The sequence below is a fragment of the Streptomyces hawaiiensis genome, assembly GCF_004803895.1.
GTDB classification, from domain to species: domain Bacteria; phylum Actinomycetota; class Actinomycetes; order Streptomycetales; family Streptomycetaceae; genus Streptomyces; species Streptomyces hawaiiensis.
Genome location: NZ_CP021978.1, coordinates 5638286 through 5663050 on the forward strand (window position 1 = coordinate 5638286; position 24765 = coordinate 5663050).

General features: G+C 68.5%; 23 protein-coding genes. 12 read left to right on the plus strand and 11 right to left on the minus strand.

What is annotated here, in order from left to right:
* Positions 1–182 precede the first annotated feature (182 nt).
* The 5 genes from CEB94_RS26160 to CEB94_RS26180 all read left to right on the plus strand — a co-directional run bounded on the left by CEB94_RS26160 (position 183) and on the right by CEB94_RS26180 (position 9938).
* Positions 183–2726 carry a type I restriction-modification system subunit M gene (locus tag CEB94_RS26160; RefSeq protein ID WP_246111920.1) on the plus strand — a complete coding sequence of 848 codons (2544 nt, stop codon included), beginning with the start codon at positions 183–185 and terminating at the stop codon, positions 2724–2726.
* Positions 2723–3958, plus strand: coding sequence for a restriction endonuclease subunit S (locus CEB94_RS26165; protein ID WP_218945931.1), 1236 nt, complete (start codon positions 2723–2725; stop codon positions 3956–3958). The genes CEB94_RS26160 and CEB94_RS26165 overlap by 4 nt, the downstream gene beginning before the upstream one ends.
* The gene (locus CEB94_RS26170) at positions 3955–7068 is read left to right on the plus strand and encodes a type I restriction endonuclease subunit R (RefSeq protein WP_175434522.1); all 3114 of its coding nucleotides are present in this window, start codon (positions 3955–3957) and stop codon (positions 7066–7068) included. The genes CEB94_RS26165 and CEB94_RS26170 overlap by 4 nt, the downstream gene beginning before the upstream one ends.
* Positions 7055–7777 carry a M48 family metallopeptidase gene (locus tag CEB94_RS26175; protein WP_175434523.1) on the plus strand — a complete coding sequence of 241 codons (723 nt, stop codon included), beginning with the start codon at positions 7055–7057 and terminating at the stop codon, positions 7775–7777. The genes CEB94_RS26170 and CEB94_RS26175 overlap by 14 nt, the downstream gene beginning before the upstream one ends.
* Positions 7778–7943: 166 nt before the next feature.
* The gene (locus CEB94_RS26180) at positions 7944–9938 is read left to right on the plus strand and encodes an ATP-binding protein (RefSeq protein ID WP_175434524.1); all 1995 of its coding nucleotides are present in this window, start codon (positions 7944–7946) and stop codon (positions 9936–9938) included.
* A gap of 169 nt (positions 9939–10107) precedes the next feature.
* Here CEB94_RS26180 and CEB94_RS26185 read toward each other — a convergent pair whose 3' ends face one another.
* The 3 genes from CEB94_RS26185 to CEB94_RS26195 form a co-directional block, all read right to left on the minus strand.
* Positions 10108–10248, minus strand: coding sequence for a hypothetical protein (locus CEB94_RS26185; RefSeq protein ID WP_175434525.1), 141 nt, complete (start codon positions 10246–10248; stop codon positions 10108–10110).
* Positions 10249–10470: 222 nt separating this feature from the next.
* Complete coding sequence (locus tag CEB94_RS26190) at positions 10471–11430, minus strand: AAA family ATPase (RefSeq protein ID WP_175434526.1); 960 nt, start codon at positions 11428–11430, stop codon at positions 10471–10473.
* 116 nt (positions 11431–11546) lie between these two features.
* A complete protein-coding gene (locus CEB94_RS26195) occupies positions 11547–11711 on the minus strand; it encodes a helix-turn-helix domain-containing protein (RefSeq protein ID WP_159024987.1) in 165 nt (54 codons plus the stop codon).
* Positions 11712–11850: 139 nt separating this feature from the next.
* Between CEB94_RS26195 and CEB94_RS26200 the strand changes: the two genes are divergently transcribed.
* A complete protein-coding gene (locus CEB94_RS26200) occupies positions 11851–12417 on the plus strand; it encodes a hypothetical protein (RefSeq protein ID WP_175434527.1) in 567 nt (188 codons plus the stop codon).
* Positions 12392–13576 carry a tyrosine-type recombinase/integrase gene (locus CEB94_RS26205; RefSeq protein WP_175434528.1) on the plus strand — a complete coding sequence of 395 codons (1185 nt, stop codon included), beginning with the start codon at positions 12392–12394 and terminating at the stop codon, positions 13574–13576. Before CEB94_RS26200 ends, CEB94_RS26205 begins: the two co-directional genes overlap by 26 nt.
* A 248-nt stretch (positions 13577–13824) precedes the next feature.
* Here CEB94_RS26205 and CEB94_RS26210 read toward each other — a convergent pair whose 3' ends face one another.
* The 3 genes from CEB94_RS26210 to CEB94_RS26220 form a co-directional block, all read right to left on the minus strand.
* Entirely contained in the window at positions 13825–14556 is a 732-nt protein-coding gene (locus tag CEB94_RS26210; RefSeq protein WP_175434529.1) for a HEAT repeat domain-containing protein, read from the minus strand.
* Entirely contained in the window at positions 14553–14939 is a 387-nt protein-coding gene (locus CEB94_RS26215) for a CPCC family cysteine-rich protein (protein ID WP_175434530.1), read from the minus strand. The genes CEB94_RS26210 and CEB94_RS26215 overlap by 4 nt, the downstream gene beginning before the upstream one ends.
* Before the next feature lie 209 nt (positions 14940–15148).
* A complete protein-coding gene (locus tag CEB94_RS26220) occupies positions 15149–15559 on the minus strand; it encodes an LLM class flavin-dependent oxidoreductase (RefSeq protein ID WP_175434531.1) in 411 nt (136 codons plus the stop codon).
* Positions 15560–15678: 119 nt separating this feature from the next.
* Between CEB94_RS26220 and CEB94_RS41755 the strand changes: the two genes are divergently transcribed.
* Positions 15679–15813, plus strand: a complete 135-nt coding sequence (locus CEB94_RS41755; protein WP_281292521.1) for a hypothetical protein — start codon at positions 15679–15681, stop codon at positions 15811–15813.
* Positions 15814–15857: 44 nt separating this feature from the next.
* Here the strand turns inward: CEB94_RS41755 and CEB94_RS26225 are convergent, their stop codons facing one another.
* From CEB94_RS26225 to CEB94_RS26235, 3 genes are all read right to left on the minus strand, one after another.
* The gene (locus CEB94_RS26225; RefSeq protein ID WP_175434532.1) at positions 15858–16145 is read right to left on the minus strand and encodes an SPX domain-containing protein; all 288 of its coding nucleotides are present in this window, start codon (positions 16143–16145) and stop codon (positions 15858–15860) included.
* A gap of 195 nt (positions 16146–16340) precedes the next feature.
* Entirely contained in the window at positions 16341–17168 is an 828-nt protein-coding gene (locus tag CEB94_RS26230) for a DUF4397 domain-containing protein (RefSeq protein ID WP_175434533.1), read from the minus strand.
* A 106-nt stretch (positions 17169–17274) separates the two neighbouring features.
* Positions 17275–17907 carry an RNA polymerase sigma factor gene (locus CEB94_RS26235; protein WP_175434534.1) on the minus strand — a complete coding sequence of 211 codons (633 nt, stop codon included), beginning with the start codon at positions 17905–17907 and terminating at the stop codon, positions 17275–17277.
* A 162-nt stretch (positions 17908–18069) separates the two neighbouring features.
* Here CEB94_RS26235 and CEB94_RS26240 point away from each other — a divergent pair, with 162 nt between their 5' ends.
* From CEB94_RS26240 to CEB94_RS26255, 4 genes are all read left to right on the plus strand, one after another.
* A complete protein-coding gene (locus CEB94_RS26240) occupies positions 18070–19116 on the plus strand; it encodes a MerR family transcriptional regulator (RefSeq protein WP_175434535.1) in 1047 nt (348 codons plus the stop codon).
* A 116-nt stretch (positions 19117–19232) separates the two neighbouring features.
* The gene (locus CEB94_RS26245; protein ID WP_246111921.1) at positions 19233–20447 is read left to right on the plus strand and encodes an FAD-dependent oxidoreductase; all 1215 of its coding nucleotides are present in this window, start codon (positions 19233–19235) and stop codon (positions 20445–20447) included.
* A complete protein-coding gene (locus CEB94_RS26250) occupies positions 20444–21193 on the plus strand; it encodes a class I SAM-dependent methyltransferase (protein ID WP_175434536.1) in 750 nt (249 codons plus the stop codon). Before CEB94_RS26245 ends, CEB94_RS26250 begins: the two co-directional genes overlap by 4 nt.
* An 80-nt stretch (positions 21194–21273) precedes the next feature.
* A complete protein-coding gene (locus tag CEB94_RS26255; protein ID WP_175434537.1) occupies positions 21274–22836 on the plus strand; it encodes an FAD-dependent oxidoreductase in 1563 nt (520 codons plus the stop codon).
* Positions 22837–22894: 58 nt separating this feature from the next.
* On the opposite strand, the gene CEB94_RS26260 is transcribed toward CEB94_RS26255, so the two are convergent.
* The gene (locus CEB94_RS26260) at positions 22895–23911 is read right to left on the minus strand and encodes a Rieske (2Fe-2S) protein (protein ID WP_246111922.1); all 1017 of its coding nucleotides are present in this window, start codon (positions 23909–23911) and stop codon (positions 22895–22897) included.
* The gene (locus CEB94_RS40420) at positions 23904–24743 is read right to left on the minus strand and encodes a phytoene/squalene synthase family protein (RefSeq protein WP_425472553.1); all 840 of its coding nucleotides are present in this window, start codon (positions 24741–24743) and stop codon (positions 23904–23906) included. Before CEB94_RS40420 ends, CEB94_RS26260 begins: the two co-directional genes overlap by 8 nt.
* Positions 24744–24765 lie beyond the last annotated feature (22 nt).

Genomic DNA, 24765 nt, shown 5'->3' on the forward strand with positions numbered 1-24765 from the left:
CGTACGTCTTCGCGTCCTCGTGAAGGTGCATCCTTTGGCCGCCGCAGCCGATTGCCGTCTTCGCTCTGTGGCCCGCCCGCCGGGCGGCTCTGCTTGGCGTCGGCCGCGAGGTGCCTCTCTTCCCATACAGGGCAGCTCGGCCGCTTTCTCTACTACGCTTCCCGCGTGGACTCGGCTGCCGCTTGCGTGGAACGCGCATCGACGGCTGGAAACGGCCGCGCGACGTACGTCACGCCGCAGGCATCAGGGTTGGCGGCCCGCGCGACCGCCATGACTTACCGGGAAGAAGAGCCTTGGCCCTCAAGAAGACAGACCTGTACAGCTCGCTCTGGAAGAGCTGCGACGAGCTGCGTGGCGGGATGGATGCCGGCCAGTACAAGGACTACATCCTCACGCTGCTCTTCGTGAAGTACGTCTCCGACAAGGCCAAGGCGGACCCCGACAGTCTCATCGACGTCCCGCCCGGCGGCTCCTTCGACGACATGGTCGCTGCCAAGGGCGACAAGGAGATCGGCGATCGGTTCAACAAGATCATCTATCGGCTCGCCGAGGCGAACGACCTGCGCAACGTCATCGACCTCGCCGACTTCAACGACGGGGAGAAGCTCGGCAAGGGCAAGGAAATCCAGGACCGGCTCTCCAAGCTCGTCACGATCTTCAGCGACCTTGACTTCCGAGGCTCGCGAGCAGAGGGCGACGACCTCCTCGGTGACGCCTACGAGTACCTGATGCGTCACTTCGCCACCGAGTCCGGCAAGAGCAAGGGCCAGTTCTACACGCCTGCCGAGGTGTCCCGCGTCCTGGCCAAGGTGGTCGGCATCACCAAGAACACCCGCCAGGACCAGACGGTCTACGACCCGACCTGCGGCTCCGGCTCGCTTCTCCTGAAGGTCGCTGCCGAGACGTCACGCGGCATCACGATCTACGGCCAGGAGAAAGACAACGCCACGTGGGCGCTGTCCAAGATGAACATGATCCTGCACGGGAACGAGGACGCCGAGATCCTCAAAGGCGACACGATCACGAGCCCGCAGTTCACCAACGGGAACGCACTCCAGACGTTCGACTTCGCCGTGGCCAATCCGCCGTTCTCGAGCAAGTCCTGGAGTAACGGGCTGGAGCAAGAGTACGGACGCTTCGAGTACGGCTGGCCGCCGGAGAAGAACGGCGACTATGCTTTCCTGCTGCACATCCTCAAGTCGCTCAAGAGCACAGGCAAGGCAGCGGTCATCCTCCCGCACGGCGTGCTCTTCCGTGGCAACGCCGAAGCAGACATCCGCCAGCGTTTGCTGAAGCAGGGGTTCATCAAGGGCATCATCGGCCTCCCCGCGAACCTCTTCTACGGGACCGGTATCCCGGCCTGCATCATCGTTCTGGACAAGGAGAACGCCGTCGGACGCACCGGCGTCTTCATGATCGACGCGTCCAAGGGCTTCATCAAGAACGGCAACAAGAACCGCCTCCGCAGCCAGGACATCCACAAGATCGTCGACGTCTTCACGCGACAGACCACGATCGACCGCTACGCGCGCATGGTTCCGTTGGCGGAGATCGCCGACCCGAAGAACGACTACAACCTCAATATCGCCCGGTACATCGACTCCTCCGAGCCCGAGGACATCCAGGACCTCCACGCACACCTGCACGGCGGCATCCCGAACCGTGACCTCGACGCGCTCAGCGGCTACTGGGATGCCTTCCCGCAGCTGCGAGATCAGCTGTTCCAGCCGAACCGTCCTGGTTACAGCGACCTGACCATCGATGTCGGCCAGGTCCAGCAGGTCATCCTTGATTCCCTCGAGTTCCAGAAGTTCACCCAAGAAGCCCGGGAGCTCACCACCGAGTGGTTCGCCGCCCATCGCAAGAGGCTCGAAGGGATCGACGAGACCACCCGGCCGAATGACCTCATCGCCGAGCTCGGTGACGACCTGCTGGCCCGATTCAAAGCAGTTCCTTTGCTGGACGAGTACGACGTCTACGAACAGCTCATGACGTACTGGCACGACGTCATGCACGACGACGTCTTCATGGTTATGAACGACGGCTGGCTCGAAGCGGCCATGCCGCGCCAGTTCGGGGTGGACAAGGACCGAAGGCTCTCCGAGACCCCCGACCTCGTGGTGGGTACGGGCCGCAGTGCCGAGAAATACAAGATGGATCTCCTCCCGCCGAATCTGATCGTTGAGCGCTACTTTGCCAAGGAACGATCTGAGGTCGATGAGCTCATGTCGGTATCAGAGGAAGCGAGTCGCCTGGTCGAGGAGTACGTCGAGGAGCATGCTGTTGAGGGTGGGCTCCTGGTAGAAGCAATGGACGACGAAAAGATCAACAAGGTACTTGCTTCGACCCGCCTAAAGAAGGTCCGGCACGAGGGTACGGATGCTGACGAGGTAGCAGCTCTGTCGCATCTGATCAAGCTGTACAACGCGGAGGCGGTAGCCAAGAAAGCAGCCAAGGAGGCGGAAGTGGCGCTCCACCTTGCGACACTTAGCAAATATGGTGAGCTCACGGAAGTCGACGTCAGCACACTTGTTTTGGACGATAAGTGGCTAGCGACGGTCGTCTCCCGCGTCGTCGCCGAGGTGGAGGCACTGACGCTCGCGCTGGTGAGCCGCATTAGGGTACTCGGCGAGCGCTACGCCCAGCCCGTCGGCGCGCTATCCGCGAAATTGGAACGGCTCGAAGTCGAGGTCGCCCGGAATCTTGCCGAAATGGGGGTGCAGTGAGCACCTCATTCGCATCGCGCTGGGCTGTGACCACCGTAGGGGAGCAGTTCGACGTACAGCTTGGAAAAATGCTCGACGCCGCCCGGAACACCGGCGAGCGCAAGCCGTACCTTGGCAACAGGGCGGTGCAGTGGGGCCGGATCGATGTCAGTGCGGCAGGCGTTGTTCCGATGACCCGGACTGACCTCCATCGATATCGTCTGCGCCATGGTGATCTCCTCGTGTGCGAGGGGGGTGAGGTCGGACGGGCGGCGATCTGGCAAGACCAACTCGATGAGTGCTACTTCCAGAAGTCCCTGCACCGGCTGAGGCCCAGAGGTGGCAAGGAGGGCTACGACGTTCGGCTGATGCTGGCGTTCCTCGAACACTGGGCAGCTACCGGAGTCTTCGCGAACTACGTGACACAGACGAGCATCGCCCACTTGCCCCGCGACAAGTTCGTCGACATGCCCCTGCCACTGCTGTCGCCGTCCGAGCAGGAGGCGATTGGTCGAGTCCTCGATGATACGGACCGGCTAATTAACGCGCTGGAAAGCCTGATTGCAAAGAAGCGATTGGTCAAACAGGGCATGCTTCAGCAGTTCTTCGACAGGGCGGGCCGTGCGCCGACTGGTGAGAACGGTGTGCGGGAAGAGCGGCAGCTCGGGGATTTGCTCCTCCGCCCGCCTCGCTATGGGATCAATGCGGCAGCCGTGCCGCTGACTTCAGGGACGCCCACATATATCCGCATCACGGATATTGATGACTTTGGTAGGTTTTCCGCCGAGGTTGGTGTAGACCACCCGCAGAGTGTCAACTATCGGCTCAATCAGGGAGAGCTTGTCTTCGCTCGAACTGGTGCCAGCGTGGGGAAGTCGTATCTTTATGATCCTCGCGATGGTGAACTCGTATACGCGGGATTCCTGATCAATATCGCCCCCGACCCGAACGTTCTCAACCCCGCGTTCTTCGCACTCTTCGCCCAGACCAAGGGGTACTGGGACTGGGTGGCGCGCACCTCAGTCCGAAGCGGTCAACCAGGAATCAACGGGCGGGAGTTCGCGCAGCTTCCGATTTACGCTCCCAAGATCGAAGAGCAGAATGTAATCGCGAGTACTGTAAGCGATATTGACAATGAAATTGCGGTGCTGGGTCTTCGCCTTGATAAGGCGCGTCTAATCAGGACTGGGATGATGCAGGAGCTCCTCACGGGACGGACGCGCCTGCCTGTTCAGGGGGAGGACGACGAATGAGTGACGTCGGGCAGGTAGAGCGCGAGACTCAGAAGCGTGTCATCCGGATGTTTGAGAAGCGGCTGCGCTACCGCTATCTCGGCAACCATGAGCGCCGTGCTGGCAACTCGAACATCGAGGTCGGGCTGCTGGAGGAGAACCTCCGTACGCGGGGCTACAGCAACCTCCTCATCACCAGGGCGATCGACCAGCTGAAGAAGGCCGCCGCGCTCGGAGGTGGCCGAGACCTGTACGAGGCGAACCGCGATGTGTACGGCTTGCTGCGCTACGGGGTGAGCGTCAATCCGGGAGGCGATGAGAAGAATAAGACGGTCTGGCTCATCGACTGGAAGAAACCGCATGAGAACGACTTCGCCATCGCCGAGGAAGTCACGATCGTCGGACGGCAGACGAAGCGCCCCGACATCGTGCTTTACGTAAACGGCCTGGCACTGTCGACTCTGGAACTCAAGCGTTCCCATGTGGCCGTGAGTGAGGGAATTCGGCAGACCATCGGCAATCAACGGCCAGATTTCATCCGGCCGTTCTTCTCGACGGTCCAGCTCGTGCTTGCCGGCAACGACGTCGAAGGGCTGCGCTACGGAGTCATCGACACGCCTGAGAAGTACTGGCTGGAGTGGAAGGAGGAGGCGGAAGAGGGAGAGGAGTCTTCCGACGAGGGGCCGCTGGACCGCGCCCTGCTTCAACTCTGCGGCAAGGAGCGTCTCCTGGAGCTGATCCACGACTTCACCGTGTTCGACTCCGGTGTCCGCAAAGCGTGCCGCCACAACCAGTACTTCGGCGTGAAGAAGGCACAGGAACGTATCGGTCGTCGTGAGGGCGGCATCATCTGGCACACCCAGGGGTCGGGCAAGTCGCTCACGATGGTGTGGCTGGCGAAGTGGATCCGTGAGAGCCAGAAGGACCCCCGTGTCCTCCTCATCACCGACCGCGAAGAGCTGGACGAGCAGATCGAGAAGGTCTTCAACGGCGTCAACGAGAAGATCTACCGCACCAAGTCCGGCGCGGATCTCCTGGACACCTTGAACAAGTCCACCGAGTGGCTCATCTGCTCCCTCGTGCACAAGTTCCGCAGCTCTGTGGGCAACGTAGGCGAAGAGGAGAAGGCGCAGGACAAGTTCATCGAGGAGCTCAAGGCCAACGTCCCAATGAACTTCAAGGCCAAGGGCAACCTGTTCGTCTTCATCGACGAAGCCCACCGCACCCAGTCCGGCAAGATGCATGCCGCGATGAAGCGCCTGCTGCCCGGCGCGATGTTCATCGGCTTCACGGGAACGCCCCTGCTCAAGGCGGACAAGGGCACGAGCATGGAGACCTTCGGTACCTTCATCCACGAGTACAGGTTCGACGAGGCCATCAAGGATGGCGTCGTACTCGACCTGAGCTATGAGGCGCGTGCGATCGACCAGCGGCTGACCTCTGCCGCGCACGTCGACAAGTGGTTCGCGGCCAAGACCAAGGGCATGACGGACCTGTCCAAGGCGGAGCTGAAGAAGCGCTGGGGGACGATGCAGAAGGTGGTCTCCTCCGAGCCTCGGGCGATGCAGATCGTCCAGGACATCCTGATGGATATGGAGACCAAGGACCGTCTGAAGGACGGCCGCGGGAACGCCATGCTGGTCGGTGACAGCGTCTACCAGGCATGTAAGTTCTACGAGTTGTTCTCCAAGGCGGGCTTCGACGGCAAATGCGCCATCGTCACCAGCTACAAGCCGAGTCCGGGAGACATCTCCAAGGAGGACTCCGGTGCCGGCCACACAGAGAACCTCCGGAAGTACGAGATCTACCGGAAGATGCTGGCCGCCCACTTCAACGAGCCCGAAGACGTGGCGATGACGAAGGTCGAGGAGTTCGAGAAGGAGGTCAAGAGGCAGTTCGTCGAGGAGCCTGGCCGTATGCGCCTCCTCATCGTCGTCGACAAACTCCTGACCGGCTTCGACGCGCCGAGTGCCACGTACCTCTACATCGACAAGAAGATGCGCGACCACGGCCTGTTCCAGGCCATCTGCCGCGTCAACCGGCTCGACGGGGATGACAAGCAGTACGGCTACATCGTCGACTACCGCGACCTCTTCAACTCCCTTCAGGATGCCGTCACCGACTACACGTCCGGGATGTTCGACGCCTATGAGCGGCAGGACATCGAGGGCCTGTTGAGCGACCGTATCGACAAGGGGCGAAAGGACCTGGACGATGCGCTGGAACGTATCCGCGCACTGTGCGAGCCGGTCGCGCCGCCCCGAGGAACACTCCAGTACCAGCAGTACTTCTGCGCCGCTGAGCAGGGCAACGCCGCACAGCTCAAGGCTAACGAGCCCAAGCGTGTCGAGCTGTATAAGGCCGTCGCAGCGGTGACGCGGGCCTTCGCCAACCTGGCGAACGACATGGAGGCAGCCAAGTACTCGCCGCAGGCCGCCGAGGACATCCGCAAGGAGGTCCGCCACTACGTGGACGTCCGGGCCGAGGTGAAGCTCGGCGCAGGCGAGGACGTTGACTTCAAGCAGTACGAGGCAGGCATGCGCTTCCTCCTGGACACCTACATCCAGGCGGACGCGTCTAGGACCGTGTCCGACTTCGAGGACGCCGGACTCATCCAGCTCATCGTCGAACTGGGTGCGGGCGCCGTCGACAAGCTGCCTACGGGTATCAAGAGCAACCCCGAAGCCGTTGCCGCGACCATCACCAACAACATGCGCAAGGTGATCGTCGACGAGCATGCGACGAACCCGAAGTACTTCGACGAGATGTCACAGCTGCTCGACGCGATAATCGAGGAGCGTCGCAAGGGTGCGATCGAGTACGAGGAGTACCTCGCCAAGCTGCTGGAGACGGCGGCGGATCTTGGAAGCAGGAACTCAGGCGACGCCGAGCGGTACCCGAAGTGGGCTGACAACGGCGCACGCAGAGCGCTGTGCGACTTCTTCCGCGACGACCAGCAGCTGGCTATCCAAGTCGACACCACGGTGCTGCACAACAAGCCGCACAACTGGGCGGGAAGCCCAATGAGGGAGAAGAAGCTGCGCATCGCGGTCAAGCGTGCGCTGCCCGACGACTTCGACCGGCTCGATGAGCTCTTCGAACTGGTGAAAGCAAGGCATGAGTATCACTAGCACGCGGATCACCGTCCTCGGCATCGATGTCCAGGTGGAATTCAAGGACATCAAGAACCTGCACATCGGTGTCTATCCGCCGGTGGGCCGTGTCCGGGTGGCGGCACCCCAGCGGATGGATGACGACCAGGTCAGGCTGGCCGTCATCCAGCGGCTGCCGTGGATCAGACGACAGCAGGACGAGCTGCGATCGGCTCGACGGCAGTCCGTGCGAGAAATGGTGGGTGGAGAGTCCCACTACAGCTGGGGTGTGAGGCGACGCCTGAAGGTTGTTGAACGCCCCGGACGTCCGCACGTGGAGATCGACGGAGATCGACTGGTCCTGTACGCGCTTCCGGGAACTGACGACCAGGGACGCCGAGACCTGCTCGACCAGTGGTACCGAGAGCAGCTCCGACGCGCCGTCCCTCCGCTCATCGAGCGGTGGGAGGCGAAGCTCGGCGTCTCGGTGCCCTGGTGGGGCATCCGCCGGATGAAAACCAAGTGGGGCTCGTGCAACCAGGAGACCGGCCGCCTGTGGTTCAACTCCGAGTTGGCCAAGAAGCACCCGGCGTCCCTTGAGTACGTCATCGTCCACGAGATGACGCACCTCCTCGAACGCGGGCATGGCCCGCGCTTCGCCCGGCTGATGGACAGCTGCCTGCCGGACTGGCGCAGTCGCCGCGACGATTTGGACGCGGAGCCGCTCGCCGACGAGCTGTGGACGTGACGTGCCAGGCCGCGCAGGCGAAGGAGCGGATCGTGCACGTCCGACGCTCGTAAACAGTGAGTGACGTTCATCAGGTATCCGAGTTAATGACAATGACGTGGGGAGCGTTCTGCCTCCCTCCCCGCAGGCCCTAAGAGATGACGCTGACGTGAAAGGTGCCGACCCCATGGCGAAGCTTCGGTTGACCGTAGGGCGCGGACACGTCGAGGAGCTTGCCCGGCTTCGTCATCCTGTGGGAGCCGTCGAGGAGCTGATCTGGAACTCTCTCGATGCGGATGCCGAGAACGTCACCGTCGTACTTGAGCGCAACGACTTCGACGGAGTCGACCGGGTAGCCGTGCTCGACGACGGTACTGGTATCGCGGCGGAGAAGTGCAGCGACTACTTCGAGCAGATCGGTACGTCCTGGAAGAAGCGCACGCAGGTCAGTGAGGTAAAGAAGCGCGTGCTGCACGGGAAGAACGGGCGGGGCCGAGTCCGGGCCTTCGCGCTCGGCAGTGAGGTGCGCTGGACCAGCGTCAGCGGTGCGCGGGGGATCCGCCGGCGTGTGGTCATCGAGTCCGATCGCAGCTCCATGGACGAGTTCGACGTCAGCGATCCCGAGCCGACGGCCGACGCAACGGGGACGGTCTTCGAGGCGTTCGGCGGGGAGGACCTCCAGAAGCTGACCGAGGATGCCGCCCGTACCGCGCTCACTGCCGCCTTCGCGCTTCACCTGGAGGCGTACCCGGACATCTGCATCACCTACGACGGGACGCGGCTGGACCCGGCGTCGGAGCAGGTTCACGTCGATACGTATGAGGTGGCGGCCCCGCCGGGCAGTTCTCACCCGTCGGCCCAGCTGAAGATCATCGAATGGTCGCGTCCGTACTCCCGGGCTCTGTTCCTCTGCGACGGCCGAGGTATGTCCTTGGCGCAGCTGAAGCCGGAGATCCAGGCTCCGGGCTTCCACTTCACGGCGTACCTGTCCTGGTCGGGGTTCGAGGACGATTCGGTCGGCGACCTCGCCTTCGCCGATTGGACACCGGAGGGACCCGCTGCCGAGGTACTGGCCGAAGCCCGGGAGCGAATGCGTGAGCACTTCCGTTCCCGTGCCGACGAGCGCCGTCGTGAGCTCGTCGACTCGTGGCGTGCGGAAGGCTTCTACCCGTATACAGGAGAGCCCGCCAACGATCAGGAGCGCGCGGAGCGCGAGACGTTCGACGCCGTGGCGACCGCGGTCGTCCGGCACCTGCCGGCGAGCAAGAGGGCCCAGAAGGTGTCCTTCGCGCTTCTGCGCTCCGTCTTGACCCACGAACCGGGCGAAGTGCTGCGCATCGCCGAGGAGCTATTCGCGCTTTCCAAGCAGGAGCAGACAGAACTCAGTCGGCTGCTGGATCGTACGCCGCTGTCCGCCCTGATCAAGGCGTCGACCGCGACAACCGGACGCCTCGATTTCCTGTCTGCCCTGGAGCGCCTCGTCTTCGACCCCGTGGCCAAGGGGCGGGTCAAGGAACGCACGGAGCTGCACCGGATCCTGGAGAATGAGTGCTGGATCTTCGGCGAGGAGTACGGACTGCACGTCAGCGACCGGAGTCTGAACGAGGTACTGAGACAGCACTGTCGTCTTCTCGATCGGGACACACCTGCACCGGCCCCCGTTCTGAGGGAGGACGGGAGTCGGGGGATCGTCGACCTGATGCTGTCCCGTGCTGCCCGGCAGCGGAAAGGGGAGCGTCACCACCTCGTGATCGAACTCAAGAGGTCGAGTGTCACCCTCGGCATGTCCGAGTTCACGCAGATCAACAGCTATGCGCAAGCGGTTATGAACGACGACCGGTTCCGGGACCCCAAGGTGACCTGGGACTTCTGGCTCGTCGGCAATGCCATGGACGACGGTCTTCGCCAACTTGCCCACCAGCAGGACCGAATGCCTGGATGTGCTGTCAACCAGCCCAGGTACCGGATCTGGGTACGCACCTGGGGCGAGATCATCGAGGACGCGCAGGAGCGGCTTCGCTTCTACAGCGAGCAGCTTGAGTATCAGTCGTCGACCGAGCACGCCATGGACTATCTGATCAGGGAACACACTGACGCGGTCATGGATCTGGTGGGCGACGGTACGGTGCCCGCGGCCAGGGCGGGGGACAGCGGAACGATCGGAGCTGCCGCCACCTCGTGAGGCCCCATCCCTACGGCGGTGAAGGGCAACGGCGGAAGGCCATGGGTAGGGAGCAACGGCGTCAGAAACTGGACGTGAGCCTCACCGACTCCTGACGAGTGGGCCGCATCCGCGGCCCCGAGGAAGGCAGCGGCGAGAGCAAATACGCAAGTCGAGCCTCGTAAGTCGTCTACGTGAAGAACGGCCGATAGGCCGCTTCCTGGTTGGGCTTCTTGACGGCTTCACGTACTTGCTCTTCGCCGCTGCACAGGCTTACGGCTTCGCCGCTGGGCGCAATCGCGTACTTGAGTAAGTCGTCTTGCTCGTTCAACAGCTCCTTCGGGGAGCCGCTGCCTTTGTCTGGCGGGCTTCGAGGCCTCGGGCTTTCGTAGTCCCCCAGTGGCCTGCGTGCTGGTCGGCCACAGGCCGCCAGTGTCCAGAGATCCTGACGTACTTACGTAAGTAGAAGGAGGAGCGAGGCTTGCCGAGCGGAGCGAGGTAGCTGGTGGTGGTGACACTTTCTGTAAGGGGGCTGCATCACCACCACCACGGATCAGGCGGGCTCGGAGCGCCTCCGGGTCCAGCGCCCGTCGACGTACTCCAGGGCCTCCCTGAGCTTGGGGCGAATGGTCTCCACGCTCTTGCCGACCGTCGGGGCGTACCGCTGGGCGAGCGGCCTGTAGTTCGTCTCCTCCGGCTGCTCCTCGATGATCCGCGCTGCGAGCACTTCGTCCCAGGGCTTCGCCTTCGGCATGTCGACGGCCTTGATCTGGGGCCTCGCCCGCTCCCAGACAGGGACCTCGCTGGTCGCGCTGGCCCGGTGCACGGTGACGTCGAGGCTGAGGTCTTCCCGGGCGCGATTCATCTTGACTTCGATGCGCCGCCCGCGCTTGCCGGAGTTCCTCAAGGTGATGATGCCGCGAGCGCCGGCCGCGATGGCCCGTCCGCCAATGGGCGAGGATGCGACGCTCATTCCTTCCGCCGTTCCCTTCGGGGTGTGCGTCACCGCCAGCACGGGGATGCCCATGTCCGTGATCGGACGCAAGCTGTGCCCGAACCGTTGCGCTGTCACCGGGGATGAGATGTCCTCACCCGGTGCGAGCGCGCCGAGCATGTTGTCCAGGACGAACAGGCCCGGCCTGATGTCCGCGAGGTCTTCGTAGATGCCCTTCCAGTAGCCGGAGTCCCCCGCGTCCCGGACGGGGAAGATGGTCACAGAGTCGTCCGGTACGGCACCGCCCAGCCGCTCCTTCAATTCCTCCGCCGCGCCGTCGTCGGTCAGGCCGTAGACGATGTGGTCGATTCTTCGATGCACCGGCAGGCCGAGGAACGTCGGCTCGCAGTTGAGCAGGGCTATGCCCATGCCCGCGCTGAGCAGTGTCTTGCCCGCCTTGGGCTCGCCCGCCAGCAATGTTGTCCGGGTGGTGAGGAGGTCGCCGATCAGGAACGCGTCCTCGTACGGGACCCGCTCGATCTCGTGGAGCTGCCGCCCCTTGTCCTTGATGGCTCCCACCGTGCGTGGCCGTCCTTCCTTTGAGCGGAGCGGCACAGGTGTACGCCGCTGTCTCCCGCCGGGTGGCGGGATCATGTGACCTCCATTCGGTCGGGTACGGGTGAGAGGACCGCAGGTCAGGCCGAGGCCGGGCACTCCCGGTCGAGCCAGCGGTCGACCTCGGACATGCGGAAGCGCAGGCTGCCGCCGACCTTCCGGGACGGGAGGCCGAGTATCCGGTGGTTGTTGTAGATCCAGGCGGGCTTCTTGCCCAGGTACTCAGCCAGTTCGTCAACGGTCATCAGGCGGTTGTGGTGCAAAGGCGGATCTCCTTCGGTTCGTCGTACCGGCACCATCCTGAGCAGTGCGTCTGGTTCTGTCAAAGCCGGATGCGTCACATCTAGACTTGACTGGGGCTGAATGGGCTCGTACGTTCCTCGCATGGAGATCACACGTAGCCCTGACGGTCCGCCGTCGCGTGCGGGCATCGAGATTCACCGGCGTATCGGCTCATGGAAGGTGACGATGTGGCGGCCAGCCGACTCCGTGGGCGGTGGGCCGCAGGAGATTCGGATCGAACCTTACGAAGACGGCGACCCGCAGGAGATCGCCCGCGGCCTGTCCAGCACGGTGCTCCGGCAGATCGACACCAGATCGTTCGTGGAGATGCTCGACGCAGCTCCGACCGGTATTGACCAGGCCGTGGAGGAGGAAGCAGGACTCCTGCGTGGGTGGCTCGCCGACGCGCCCAGAGGGGTCACCGATAGGTACCTGGCCATGCTCTCGGCGGTCTATGTGCGGGTCGTCGAGATCGGCGAGCGGGCCCCGATCCAGGCGCTTGAGGAGATTACGAACATCAAGCAGGCCACGCTCAAGGGGCACCTGCGCGCTGCACGGAAGCGCGGCTTCCTGACCAAGGTCGAGGGCAAGGCGGGCGGACAGCTGACGGAGAAGGCCGACGAGGTGCTCAGGGGGATGAAGAGTGGCGCAGGTACTGAAGAAGTGTGACTGCCGGAACAAGACCCGGTGCGCGCACCTGTGGACAGTCCGGTACCGCGAGCCCGGTGGGCGGACGGGGTGGCAGCGGGAGAAGTCGTTCCCCACGAAGCGGGAGGCCGAGAGCTTCGGCGTCAAGGCGGAGAACGACAAGCGGGCCGGGGTCTACATCGACCACCAGCTCGGGCAGATCTCCATGCGCAAGTGGGCGGAAGAGTGGCTCGCGCAGCACCAGGTGAACGAGTCGACCCGACGGAACTACCAGGGCTTCATCTCGAACCACCTGGTTCCCGCGCTCGGTGCCCGCACCCTCGCCAGCGTCACCATCCCGGATGTGAAGAAGCTTCAGACGGCCATGGTGAACGGCGGATTGGCGGCATCGACAGTCAACGACCGCATGAACATCCTGCGCGCCATGATGGCGACGGCCGTCAAGGAACGGCGCATATACGAGAGCCCGTGCGACGGGGTGCCGCCGATCAAGACGGCAGGCGCCGCCGTCGACCCGGACGAGATACCGACGCTCGCGGAGGTGTACGCCATCGCCGCCGCCATGTCCGATCAGTACCAGCTCACGGTGTGGCTCCAGGCGGGTGCTGGGCTGCGTATCAGCGAGGCTCTCGGGATGACCTACGACTGCCAGCGAGAGGGCTTCCTGCGGCTGCGCCGGCAGATCAGCGCCAAGGCGAATCAGGGTGACTGCGTGACCCGCTTCGTGCCGCTCAAGCACCGTACGGCGGACGAGTACCGGGACGTGCCCACGCCGACGTTCCTTGACCAGGAGATCGGCAACCACCTGAAGCGCTGGGGCACGGTCGAGGTCGACGGCGTAGAGGCGCTGTTCGCACCGCGTGAGCGGGGCAAGGGGAAGATGCCCACGGCGTCGACGTACGGCTACCACTGGCGGAAGGCGTGCGCGGCGGCGGGCGTGGTCACCCCGGACATGAAGCCGAAGTACACCCCTCACTCGCTGCGCCACTTCTTCGCCTCGACGGCGCTCGCGAACGGCGTTCCGATCCACGAAGTGAGCCGCTGGCTCGGTCACCGGAACATCAAGACGACCGTCGACACGTACGGGCACCTGGTGCCTGAGGCGTGGGACCGGTGCCGGGACGTGATGCAGCAGGCGCTTCGGCCGTCGCCGGTACGCGCCGTTGCCGTGGCGGCATGACGTGCTGACTCGGCGACACGGTGCTGACTTGGTGCTGACCCTGTGCCTCTTCGAGGGGCGGAAACCCTTGGGAACACTGGGCAGGAGGGAATCCCATGAACGTTCCGCTTCAACGTCTAATACGTTTCGGCAAAGGCCGTCTGGCCTACGACGGAGGGCCCCCGGCGCGCCAACGCCGAGGGCCGGAGAGTCCCCTGCACCTCGCCCATGGCCGTAGTCGGTCTCCTTGGGGTGCTGGGATGCATCGGTCACCTCCCCAGGTATACGTCGGCACGGTCGATCCAGGTGGGAGCGACGAAGATGTCGTCGCCGACGGGGGCTTCGGAGGCTTCCAGCAGAGACCAGGTGCGGGACTCTTCGACCAGGTGCTCCCAGGGCGCGGTCCAGTCGGGTTCCCAGTCCAGGGCGGTGCCCGGGATTCCGTACGTGCGGCCGGCGTCCACCCGCCAGAATTGGGAGTGAAGGATCACCTGGGCGTGGTCGGCCAGGTCGTTGATGATCTCGGTGAAGTGGGCCGAGGGCCAGCCAGGGGCGTCATCCGCGGCCTTGGCTCGTAGTCGCGTGGTGAGCGGCGGGACGACGGGGCTGCGGGCGCCAAGTTCCGTCAGAGCCCAGCGGATGCCGATGGGCTCGGTCCAGTCGGGCGGGGTCGCGCGTCGCAGGCAGGCGCGGTAGGCGCGGCGCAGGGCCTCGATGGCGCCGTCGATTTCCAGGTTTGCCAGGGCCGTGGCCGCCCATTCGCGGACGGTCGGGTTGCCGCTGTCCAGGAGGCCCATGAGGGCAGGGCCGCAACGGGGATCGCCCACCTCCTCGAAGACCTCGATGGCGGTCAGCTGACCGAAGCCGCCGAGGGAAGGCAGCCCGTCGACGACGGCGGGTATGGCGTCGGCGCCGATCCAGATCAGCTCCGCGCGGGCGTCGTAGGACTCACCGGCTTGGCCGTCGAGCTGCTGGACGAGTCTCTCGATGTGGGAGGTCATGATGCGCAGTGGTCCCGGCGCCAGAAGGGGTGCGGCCACCAGCAGAGCACGGAGCGGTCCTCCGGCCGTGGGGCGCGGTCCTGTGCCTCCCGCTCCTCGAAGGAGTCGAGGCGGAGGTCGATCGGACGCCATGCCGGATCGAGCGGCTCGTCCGCTGCCGGGGGTCGCACGAAGCGTCGGCCGTGCTCGTCGCAGGCGCCGAAGTCCTGGTAGTTGCGCTGGGTCTCGATCAGGGAGACCTTGTTCGCCCCGCCTGCCATGGTCGGCCAGCGGAACCGGGCCCCGTCGTCCTCCCAGAAGCAGACGGGGCAGATCTCGTACGAGCCGGGCATCGCGTCCAGCACGCGGTGCCCGCGGCAGGGACAGGGGCAGGAGTGGCTCACCTGCGCAGTCTCCTGGCAAGCCCCCCTGGTGTTCCAGGGATTTCGCCGCCTCGGAGCCCCCGGCCAGTCCGCAGCCAGTCCGCAGGACACCCGTAAACAGCCGTCGGGAGCCAACGCATGCCCACGCGGGAGAAGGGGCTCACCGTCGAAGGTGAGCCCCTTCGCCTTCTTCGAGAAGAGATGGGCCCGCACGGGCTGGGCGTGGCAGGTCACCCGTGGCCGGACGACCGCTCGCGCCGGGGGACCCAGCGACGGGCGCGGCCGCCGCGCAGGGCCGACTCCACGGCGTATGTGACCGGTGGGACCAGGAACATGAAGAGCCAGTCGCCAGTGACGTAGGTGATGTGCGCGGCCAGTTGGACCGGGTGGTGGAACGCCGGCAGCAGTGCCGCCGTCATCAGGCGGATCCGGCTGGTCTGCGCGGCGACGGCGGCGAGGAGGGTCAACGGGCTCGGGCAGTATCCGCCGTAGGAGCCGAGGTAGTGCTCGGTCATCTTGACGTAGTCGAGGCCCGCGCTGTCGGCCAGGCGGCTGATCGCGAGGACGTCGTGGTAGTACGCCGTCGCGGACCGGCGCTCCGGTCGGCAGTCGGGCAGCAGGGAGATACCGCGCCGAGTCAACTGACGTGTCCTTCCTCGGGGTTGCGCGGGCGCCGTCGGGTCTGCGGAGGTTCGGGCGGCCGGCCCGGTCACGCGCCGGTGACGCGCGACCGGGCGGTGGGTCGAGTCAGGCGCAGCTCGTGGTGCTGGTCGTGCTGGAGCTGCAACTGCCGCTGTCGCAGCTGGTGCTGGTGGCGCCCAGCAGCGCGCCCGCGGGCGAGGTCGCGACCGGTGCGATGAGGCGCATCGATGGTCCAGGCAACGAACGTCCGTGACCAACGAGGGCGCCCCCTGGGTGGCAGGCGTGCGGGTCTGGTTCTCAGGAGTCGGATCCCGGCGTGTGCCGCGGGTGGTTCGGCGGTGGGGGTGTGCCCGTCTCGCGGGAGACCTGCCGGGTGATGCGCCGCCAGACGTGCTCCGGGGGCGGGGCCGGCAGGTCCACCGCCTCCGCTGTGCGCGCGGCCGTCACCAGGCGGGCCAGCACGCGGAGTTCGGCACGGCAGCGGTCGCAGTGCTGGACATGGCGCAGGGCTTCGGTGTCGGTGTCGGTCGGGGTGGCGTTGCGCAGCGCCAGTTCCACCAGGTGCGCGCGCTCTACGTGGGCCACTGCGCCCTCCCGTTCCCTGGCGTGCGGGACTCGACGGGCTCCGCCGTGACGACGAGACTCCGGAGCACTGCCGAGGGCCGCAGGTCGTGCTCCGGCACGGTGACGCGTGAGACGACGCGGTGGTTCAGGGGCTCGCCCCTCGGACAACCGAGGACGGCTGCCGCCACGATCGGTCCCGTCAGCCGTCGCGTGCCGTCATCCACGCCGGCGGGCGACCCGGCGGGCCGCCGGCACGCCCGTCACCGCGACCGCTCCGGCCCCGGCGGCCCAGGCAGGCCCCAGGTCGGAGGAGTTCGGCGCGACACCGGCACCGCTGCCGCCCGCGGGGACGCCACGGGGCGACGACGCCATGCCGCTGAACGTCTGGGTGACCAGCGCCAGGTTCTTGTCCTCGGCGCTGCCCCAGGCGTAGACGACGTTGCCGGTGCCCTCGCCGAGCTTCAGGTCGGCCGGGCCGATGGCCACGCTGTCCGTACCGGCGAGCACCACATCGGTGTTGCTCGTGCCCGCGTCGACCTCGGCGGTGTCCTCCTTCGGGTTGGTCAGGCCGGTGAAGACCGGCTGTCCGCCGGCCCGGACGTCCACGGCCGGCGCGGCCGCGACATGGCGGACCGTCAGGCGGGACGTGCCGACGCCGACTTGGGAGACGTCGTTGGTGAAGGCCGTCAACCGCGGTGTGCCGTCGGCGGAGAGGTGGGCGGCGACCGTGGTGTTCGCGCCCTCGGGCACCTCGATCTTCTTCTCCAGGGCGGCGGTTCCGCCGGGGCCCTGGCCCGCTTCGAAGATCTGGATGTCGTAGGTCCCGGCGTCGAGGGACAGGGGGTCCGTCACCGTGCCGGGCTCGAAGCCGCCGATCAGTTCGTCGCCGTTGGCGTACACGTCCACGGTCATGCCGGGGATGCCGTGGAAGACGGACACCATGGCCCTGTCCTGCTGACCGGCGAGGGCGGGCGCGCAAACGCCGAGGGCCAGAGCGCAGGCCCCGGCCGAGGCGGCGAGGGCGAGGCGGGTGTGGGAGGTCATGGGAATCATCCCTTCGAAATCCCTGTGAAGGGGTCTCCGTACGGTGCGGAGTCTCGGTGCTGTTTCAGGTGTGGGGGCCGCCGCGGATGCGCGTACGGCGGCACCGCTACAGGTCCGGGCCGGGGGCCGGGGGCTGCTCGATCACCATGCGCAGCCGGTGCAGGCCGCGGCGGGCGTGGCTCTTGACGGTCCCCAGGGGCATGCCGGTCCGTTCCGCGATCTGCGCCTGGGTGAGGTCCTCGTAGAAGGCCAGGCACAGCACCTCCCGTTGATGGCGCGGCAGCCGTGCCAGGGCGTCGACGAGCAGCACCCGGTCCAGGACGCGCTCCGGTGCCGCCTCGTCGGGCCCGGTGGTGTCCGCGTCGCGGCCGGCCGAGTCGATGAGTGTCAGGCGCCTGGTCCGGGCCGCCAGCGCGTCGACGATCTTGCGGCGCGTGATGCCGACCAGCCAGGCGCCGAGCGGGCCCCGCTCGGGGCGGAATCCGGCCCGGCCGTGCCAGGCGCCGAGGAAGACCTGCTGGGTCACGTCCTCCGCCTCGTAGCTGTCACCGAGCAGTCGCGTGGCCATGGTGTGGACGAGCGAGCCCCAGCGCCGGTAGATCGCGGCGAACGCCTCCTCGTCGGCGGCGACGAGGCCACGGGCCAGCTCCTCCTCGTACCGCGTCTCGTCCGCGGGCGAGGCGGGCGAGGCGGGCGCGGCGGGCGCGGCGAGGGCGGTGGGTCGCGTGTTCGTGATCATGGCCTGGTTCCTCCTGCAGTGCGTCGTGCGGGGACGGAAGGCCGTCTGCCGAACCGCACCGGTCGCGCTGTGCCGAGCCGCGACCGTGCGCTCGAAGCCAGTGTTCGGCGGACAAACGACGCATCTCAACATGCATCGTTTGTGCGTCGTACAGTCGGAGGTATGGGTGTACACGAACGGGACAGCCAGGGCCCCGGACGCGAGAGCGCGCCCGCCGGTGGCGGGCTGACCACCGGGGAGGTGGCCAGGCGGCTGGGGGTCGCTCCCACCACGGTCCGCACCTGGGACCGGCGCTACGGCCTCGGACCCGAGGCGCACACCGGTGGCCGGCACCGGCGGTGGACCCCCGCGGACGTGGCCCGCCTGGAGCGGATGTGCGCCCTGACGGCGACCGGGATACCGCCCGCCGAGGCGGCGCGCACGGTGCTCGGCGAAGCGACGCCGGAGGCCGTCCCGGCCGGGCGGGCTGCCCGAGCACGCAAGGAGGCGGTCCCGGGCCGGAGGGCCGCCGGCCCGTCGCCGCGGCCGCCCGCCCGGGCCCGCAGCCGGGCGGGCAGCGGGCTGCGCCTCGGCGATGTGCGTCAGGAATGCAAGGGCATCGCCCGTGCCGCCCTGCGCCTCGACGCCGCCGCACTGGACGAGCTGCTCGAGACCGCGATCGACGAGCACGGGCTGGTCGCCGCGTGGACCGAGGTGATCATGCCGACCCTTCAGGCGGTCGGCCGCAAGTGGGAGAGCTCGGGCGAGAAGTACGTCGAGGTCGAGCACTTCCTGTCCTGGCACGTCTCCGGCGCGCTGCGGCGCGGCGCCCCGCCCGCGACGGCCGACCGCCCGGGCGCGACCACCGTCCTCGCGTGCGTGCCCGGGGAGAACCACACGCTGCCCCTGGAGGTGCTGGCCGCCGCGCTCGCCGAACGCGGTCTGCCGGTGCGGATGTTCGGCGGTGCCCTGCCCGTGGAGTCACTGGTCACGGCCGTCCGCAGAACGGGACCGGCGGCGGTGGGGCTGTGGGCGCAGTCCCGGACGACCGCCAGCCGGCCGCTCGCCCAGCACGTGGCCGCGATGGAGTGGGGCGTACGGGGTGCCCGCCGCAAGCCGGCCGTCCTGACGATCGGGCCCGGCTGGACCGGCCGGTCCGTTGCCGGCCTGCCGCGTCCGGCAGGCCTGGCCGAGGCCGTCGCGGTTCTGGAGTCGGTCGTGTCGCGGTAGCTCCGGCCGGCTGCATCCGAACACGGCCGTCGGCCCGAAACGGTGGACGAAGCACAGGACACAGCCGAGCGGGTGGCCGGGAGCGGAGTGCGGATGAGCGGCGCGTGGTGGGCCCGGTGATCCCGGGGCCTGTCGGCACGCCGGACGTGGTGATCGTCGGGGGCGGTGCCGCCGGCCTCAGTCTCGCGTACCGGCTGGTCGAGACCGGCGCCGCGACCGTGACCGTCGTGGAGCCGCCGGAAGGTCCCCTGCGTCCGGCGGAGCGGACCTGGTGCTACTGGGACCAGGGCGACGGCGACCTCGACGAAGCGGTCACCGCCGGCTGGCCCCTGCTGCGGGTGCACGGCCCCGACGGCAGCCCGCTCACCGTCGATCCGGCCCCCTCGCGCTACCGCATGGTGCGTTCCGCGGCGTTCGAACGGCTCGTGCACGCGCGACTGGCGCGTTCGCCCGGCGGGCGGCTGCTGCGCGCGACGGCGGACACGGTGCGCGACGTGCCCGGAGGCGCGGAGGTCCGCTGCACGGCACCCGGCGGCCGGACGCTGACGCTGCGCGCCCGGTACGTCTTCGACTCCCGGCCCCTGCCCGCGCTGCCGCCGGCCCGGACGCACCTGCTGCAGCACTTCCGCGGCTGGTTCGTGCGCACCCGCACCGACCGGTTCGACCCGGCGGTCGCCGACCTCATGGACTTCCGGGTGCCCCAGCCGCGGCACGGGCTCGCCTTCGGCTACGTCCTGCCGCTGGCCCCCGACCGGGCCCTCGTCGAGTACACCGAGTTCTCCCGGGTCCCGCTGACCACCGCGGCCTACGAGGCGGCGCTCGGTCACTACGCCCGCGGGGTGCTGCGCCTGGGCGAGTTCAGCGTGGAGACGGCCGAGCAGGGCGTCATCCCCATGACCGACGCCCGCTTCCCCCGGCGGGCCGGGGCGGCCGTCTTCCGCATCGGGACGGCGGGCGGTGCGACCCGCCCCGCCACCGGCTACACCTTCGCGGCCGTACAGCGGCACAGCCGGGCCATCGCCGCCGCCCTGCGGGACGGCCGCGCAACCGTGCCCGCACCGCACGGGAGGCGGGCGCTCGCCATGGACGCGGTGCTGCTGCGGGCCCTGGACACCGGGCGGATCGACGGCCCCGCGTTCTTCACCGGCCTGTTCCGCCGGACCCCGGCACAGCGCCTGCTGCGCTTCCTCGACGGCGCCACCTCGGTCCGGGAGGAGTGGGGCATCGGACTGCGCACCCCGGTGGGCCCGATGCTGCGCACCGCGCTCGAAGTGCCCTTCCTGCCCCGCCGCACCCACCCCGCCCCAGGAACCGGAGAGAACCCCCGATGACCCTGCTGCGCGACCACGACCTGGCACGCGCCTTCGACCACGCGTCCCGCACCTACGACCGCCTCACCGGCCTCAGCCCGGGCTACCGCGCCGACCTGCTGCGCTCGGCCCGCCGGCTCGGGCTCCCCGGGGGCGGGGCAGGCCTGCACCTGCTCGATCTCGGCTGCGGCACCGGCGCCTCCACCCGGGCCCTGCTGCGGGCCGCGCCCCGCGCGCGGATCACCGCCGTGGACGCCTCGGCGGGCATGCTGCGCCGGGCGCTGGCCAAGCCGTGGCCCGACGGCGTGCGCTTCCTCCACCTGAGCGCCGAGGAACTCGACGCGGCCGTGGAAGGGCCCTTCGACGCGGTCTTCGCCGCCTACCTGTTCCGCAACGTCTCCGACCCGGACGGCGTCCTGCGCACGGTGCGGACCCTGCTGCGGCCGGGCGGGCGGCTCGCCGTCCACGAGTACAGCCTCGGCGGATCGCCGGCGCACCGGGCGCTGTGGACGGCCGTGTGCCGGGCAGTGATCATCCCGGCGGGCACGCTCACCGGTGACCGGGCCCTGTACCGGCACCTGTGGCACAGCGTCCTCGACTTCGACACCGCTGCCGTCTTCACCGGGCGGCTGACGCGGGCCGGATTCACGGGTGCGCGTGCCCTGCCCCTCGCCGGATGGCAGACCGGCATCACGCACACGTTCGTCGCCCGCAACGGATCCGCCGCCGACGCCGTCGCCGCCGACGCCGCGGAGGCCGCCCGATGAGCACCCAGACCGCCGCCCGTGGAGGCGGAGAAGGCCGCCCGGTGAGCACCCGCACACGTGGAGGCGGAGAAGGCCGCTCGATGAGCACCCGCACTGCCGCCCGCCGTGGACGGGACCGCAAGGCCGAGGTCCTGATGCCCGTGCCCGGCCGGGACCGGTTCGCGCGCGGGGACGCCCCGTCCGTCGCCGTGGTGGGTGGCGGCATCGCCGGTCTCGCCGCCGCCACCGCACTGGCCGAACGCGGCGCCCGGGTGACCCTCTACGAACGGGAGGAGTCCCTCGGCGGCCGCCTCGCCGGTCACCGCACCCGGCTGGCCGACGGCTCCGAGGTGACCATGAGCCGCGGCTTCCACGCCTTCTTCCGCCAGTACTACAACCTGCGCGGCCTGCTGCGACGCACCGACCCCGCCCTCGCCCGCCTCACCCCGCTGCCCGACTACCCCCTGCGACACAGCGGCGGACTGACCGACAGCTTCGCCCGCGTCCCGCGCACCCCGCCCCTGAGCGCCCTCGGCTTCGTCGCCCTCAGCCCCACCTTCGGCCGGCGCGACCTCACCGCCCTGGACGCCCGGGCGGCGCTGCCCCTCCTGGACGTGCGCGTGCCCGACGTGTACGCACGCTTCGACCAGGTCAGCGCGACCGCCTTCCTCGAACGCGTCCGCTTCCCCGAGGCCGCGCACCACCTGGCGTTCGAGGTGTTCTCACGCAGTTTCTTCGCCGACCCGCACGAACTCTCCGCCGCCGAACTGATGCTGATGTTCCACATCTACTTCCTCGGCTCCTCGGAGGGACTGCTCTTCGACGTGCCCGACGAGCCCTTCCCACAAGCCCTGTGGGAGCCGCTCGCCGACTACCTCCGGCGCCTCGGCGCGACCGTCCGCACCGGCACCCCCGTGCACGGCGTGGAGCCCTCCGGCACCGGGGGAGCCGAGGTGCGCACCGGCACCGGCACCGGCCGGTACGACGCAGTGGTACTCGCCCTGGACACCGGGGGACTGCGCCAGGTCGTCGCCGCCTCGCCCCGCCTGGGCACCGCCCCCTGGCGCGAGGACGTCGCCGCCCTGCGCACCGCCCCGCCGTTCCTCGTCTCGCGGCTCTGGCTCGACCGGCCGGTCCGCGCCGACCGGCCCGGCTTCCTCGGCACCAGCGGCTACGACGGCCTGGACAACATCAGCGTCCTGGAACGCTACGAGGGCGAGGCCGCCCGCTGGGCCGCGAAGAGTGGCGGTTCGGTCGTGGAACTGCATGCCTACGCCGTCCCCGCCGGCGCGCAGCCCGAGACCGTGCAGGACGCGCTGCTCGGGCAGTTGCGGCGGGTGTACCCGGAGACCCGCCAGGCGCGCGTCGTCGACGCCCGGCACGAGTGGCGCTCGGACTGCCCGCTCTTCCCGGTCGGCACCCACCACCGGCGCCCCACCGTACGGACCCCTCACCCGTGGCTGACGCTGGCCGGCGACGGACTCCGCTGCGACCTGCCCGTGGCCCTGATGGAACGCGCCGCCACCACCGGCTTTCTGGCGGCCAACGCCCTGCTCGCCGGGTGGGGCGTCCGCGGCCAGGTGCTGTGGAGCGTGCCCCGGGCGGGACGCTCCCGGGCGCTGCGGGCACTCGGCGCGCTCGCGGAACGTCCGGCGCGCCGGTGACGCCCGGCCGCCGGACGGGCCCGGGACGACCCGCACAGGCCCGTCCGGCAAGGTCACCTCACCCGGGGAACCGTCCGGTGCTGCGCAGCGCCCAGCGCCTCTCGGCGTAGGCCAGGTCGTCGCGCCACAGCCGCCCGGCCGTGCGCCGCATCAGAGGGCGCAGCACGGGGGCCGCCGCCTGGGCCAGCGCGAAACCGCGCCGGTCCGAAGCGGCGACGACCGCCTCGATCACGGCCGTCCTGGGCTGCCGGGCGGCCGCGGCGGTCAGCGGCGTGGCATGGGTCTCCACCACGGACGTGGCGCCCTCGCCGTCGGTGATGCGCATCACGACGGTACGCGGCTCCGGCGCGGTGAACTCGGCCCGTACGGGCACCACCAGACGACCCGCCACCCGGAAGGAGACATCGACCACGAAGGCGTCGTCGGCGTCGCCCCCCTCCTCGCCCCGGGGTTCCCGGGCGACCGTCAGATCGACGAAGGAGTACGGATGGAACCAGGACCCGTGCCACGGGTCGAGCCGGTTGGCCACCACGTCCTGCGGTTCGCACCGCCCCACCGCCGTGAACACGGCGTCCACCCCGGTGCCCGGTGCCGGACGCGCCGGAACCACGGGCCGCTCCGCGGGTTCCTCACCGCCGACCGCGTCGAGCCGTACCCACACCAGCACCCCGTCGTCGTGGACGGGGTACGGCTGCCAGCCGGCGAACGCGGAGCCGTCCAGGGCCAGTCCGTGCCAGTGGCACACCAGCGTGCCGCACACCACCCGGCTGTCCCGCAGTGGGGCACCGAGGTGCGGGCAGATGCCGGGGCCCGCTTGGAGGCCGCCCGACTCCGAGCGCCACAGCACCACCTCGGCACCGCCGACGGTCCTGCCGTAAGGGCTGCCGGAGCGCACGTCCCGGGAGGCGCCGACCACGAACCAGTTGCCGGAAGGCCGGGCGGACGCCCGTTTCAGCGTGTCGGCGATCAGCGCCGGCCGGGCCGCGCTCCAGGTCGGGCTCTGCTCCGCCCAGCCGGGGCCGCGGCGCCGCCGCAGCGGTGATGTCCAGCGTGCCTTGTCCGCTCGGTCAGCCACGACCCGGTCCCTTCCGTTCCAGTGTGGCGTGCTCCGCCGCGGGCGCCGTCTGCCACCGCGCGCGGGCCACCTTCAGGACACCGGCCGCGGCGGTGGCCGCCCGCCGGCGGCGGGGGACCACCGCTCGGCGGTGCAGCACGGTGTAGTCGTGCCGCGCGATCGCGTCGAGGATCCCGCCGTACAGCGTGAACGCGGTGCGGATGCACGGGCGTACCCGCGGGTCGAGCATCGCGATGCCCGGCTGTGCCGTCCGGTACACGTCCCTGGTCAGGGACTCGGCCGCGACGAGGGCCGCCCGGATGCGCGGGTCGCGGCGGCCGCTTCGCCGGCTCCACTCCAGCAGCGGCCGGTCCACGCCGTGGGCGGCGAGCAGATCCGCGGGCAGGTAGACGCGACCGCGGTCCAGGTCCTCTCCCACGTCCCGCAGGAAGTTGGTCAGCTGGAACGCCACTCCGAGGGCCGCCGCGTGCGGCGCTGCCTCCTCGCGCGGGACGACAGTGCCCAGCACGGGCAGCATCTGCAGGCCGATCACCGCGGCCGAACCGTGCATGTAGGCCCGTAGATCGGCGTAGGTGGGGTAGTGCGTGACGGTCAGGTCGGCGCGCATCGAGGCGAGGAAGTCGGCGAACAGGGCCGGGTGGATGCCGAAGCGGTCGGCGGTGTCGGCCACGGCCCGGACCACCGGTTCGGCCCCGCCGCCGGTGCGCAGCCCGTGGGCGAGGTCGCCCTCCAGCCGCTTCAGCAGCAGGTCCCGCTCGTCGGGTGTCAGGCGCCGGTCCAGGTCGTCGACGATGTCGTCGGCCCAGCGGGCGAAGCCGTACAGCGCGTGCACCGCGGACCGGCGTTCCAGCGGC

Coding starts and splice junctions, on each gene's coding strand:
- CEB94_RS26250 (WP_175434536.1), top strand. CDS start 20,444: ATGACCCTGCTGCGCGACCACGACCTGGCACGCGCCTTCGACCACGCG.
- CEB94_RS26230 (WP_175434533.1), bottom strand. CDS start 17,168: ATGACCTCCCACACCCGCCTCGCCCTCGCCGCCTCGGCCGGGGCCTGC.
- CEB94_RS26180 (WP_175434524.1), top strand. CDS start 7,944: ATGGCGAAGCTTCGGTTGACCGTAGGGCGCGGACACGTCGAGGAGCTT.
- CEB94_RS26240 (WP_175434535.1), top strand. CDS start 18,070: ATGGGTGTACACGAACGGGACAGCCAGGGCCCCGGACGCGAGAGCGCG.
- CEB94_RS26175 (WP_175434523.1), top strand. CDS start 7,055: ATGAGTATCACTAGCACGCGGATCACCGTCCTCGGCATCGATGTCCAG.
- CEB94_RS26200 (WP_175434527.1), top strand. CDS start 11,851: ATGGAGATCACACGTAGCCCTGACGGTCCGCCGTCGCGTGCGGGCATC.
- CEB94_RS26210 (WP_175434529.1), bottom strand. CDS start 14,556: ATGACCTCCCACATCGAGAGACTCGTCCAGCAGCTCGACGGCCAAGCC.
- CEB94_RS26255 (WP_175434537.1), top strand. CDS start 21,274: ATGAGCACCCGCACTGCCGCCCGCCGTGGACGGGACCGCAAGGCCGAG.
- CEB94_RS26195 (WP_159024987.1), bottom strand. CDS start 11,711: ATGACCGTTGACGAACTGGCTGAGTACCTGGGCAAGAAGCCCGCCTGG.
- CEB94_RS26235 (WP_175434534.1), bottom strand. CDS start 17,907: ATGATCACGAACACGCGACCCACCGCCCTCGCCGCGCCCGCCGCGCCC.
- CEB94_RS26170 (WP_175434522.1), top strand. CDS start 3,955: ATGAGTGACGTCGGGCAGGTAGAGCGCGAGACTCAGAAGCGTGTCATC.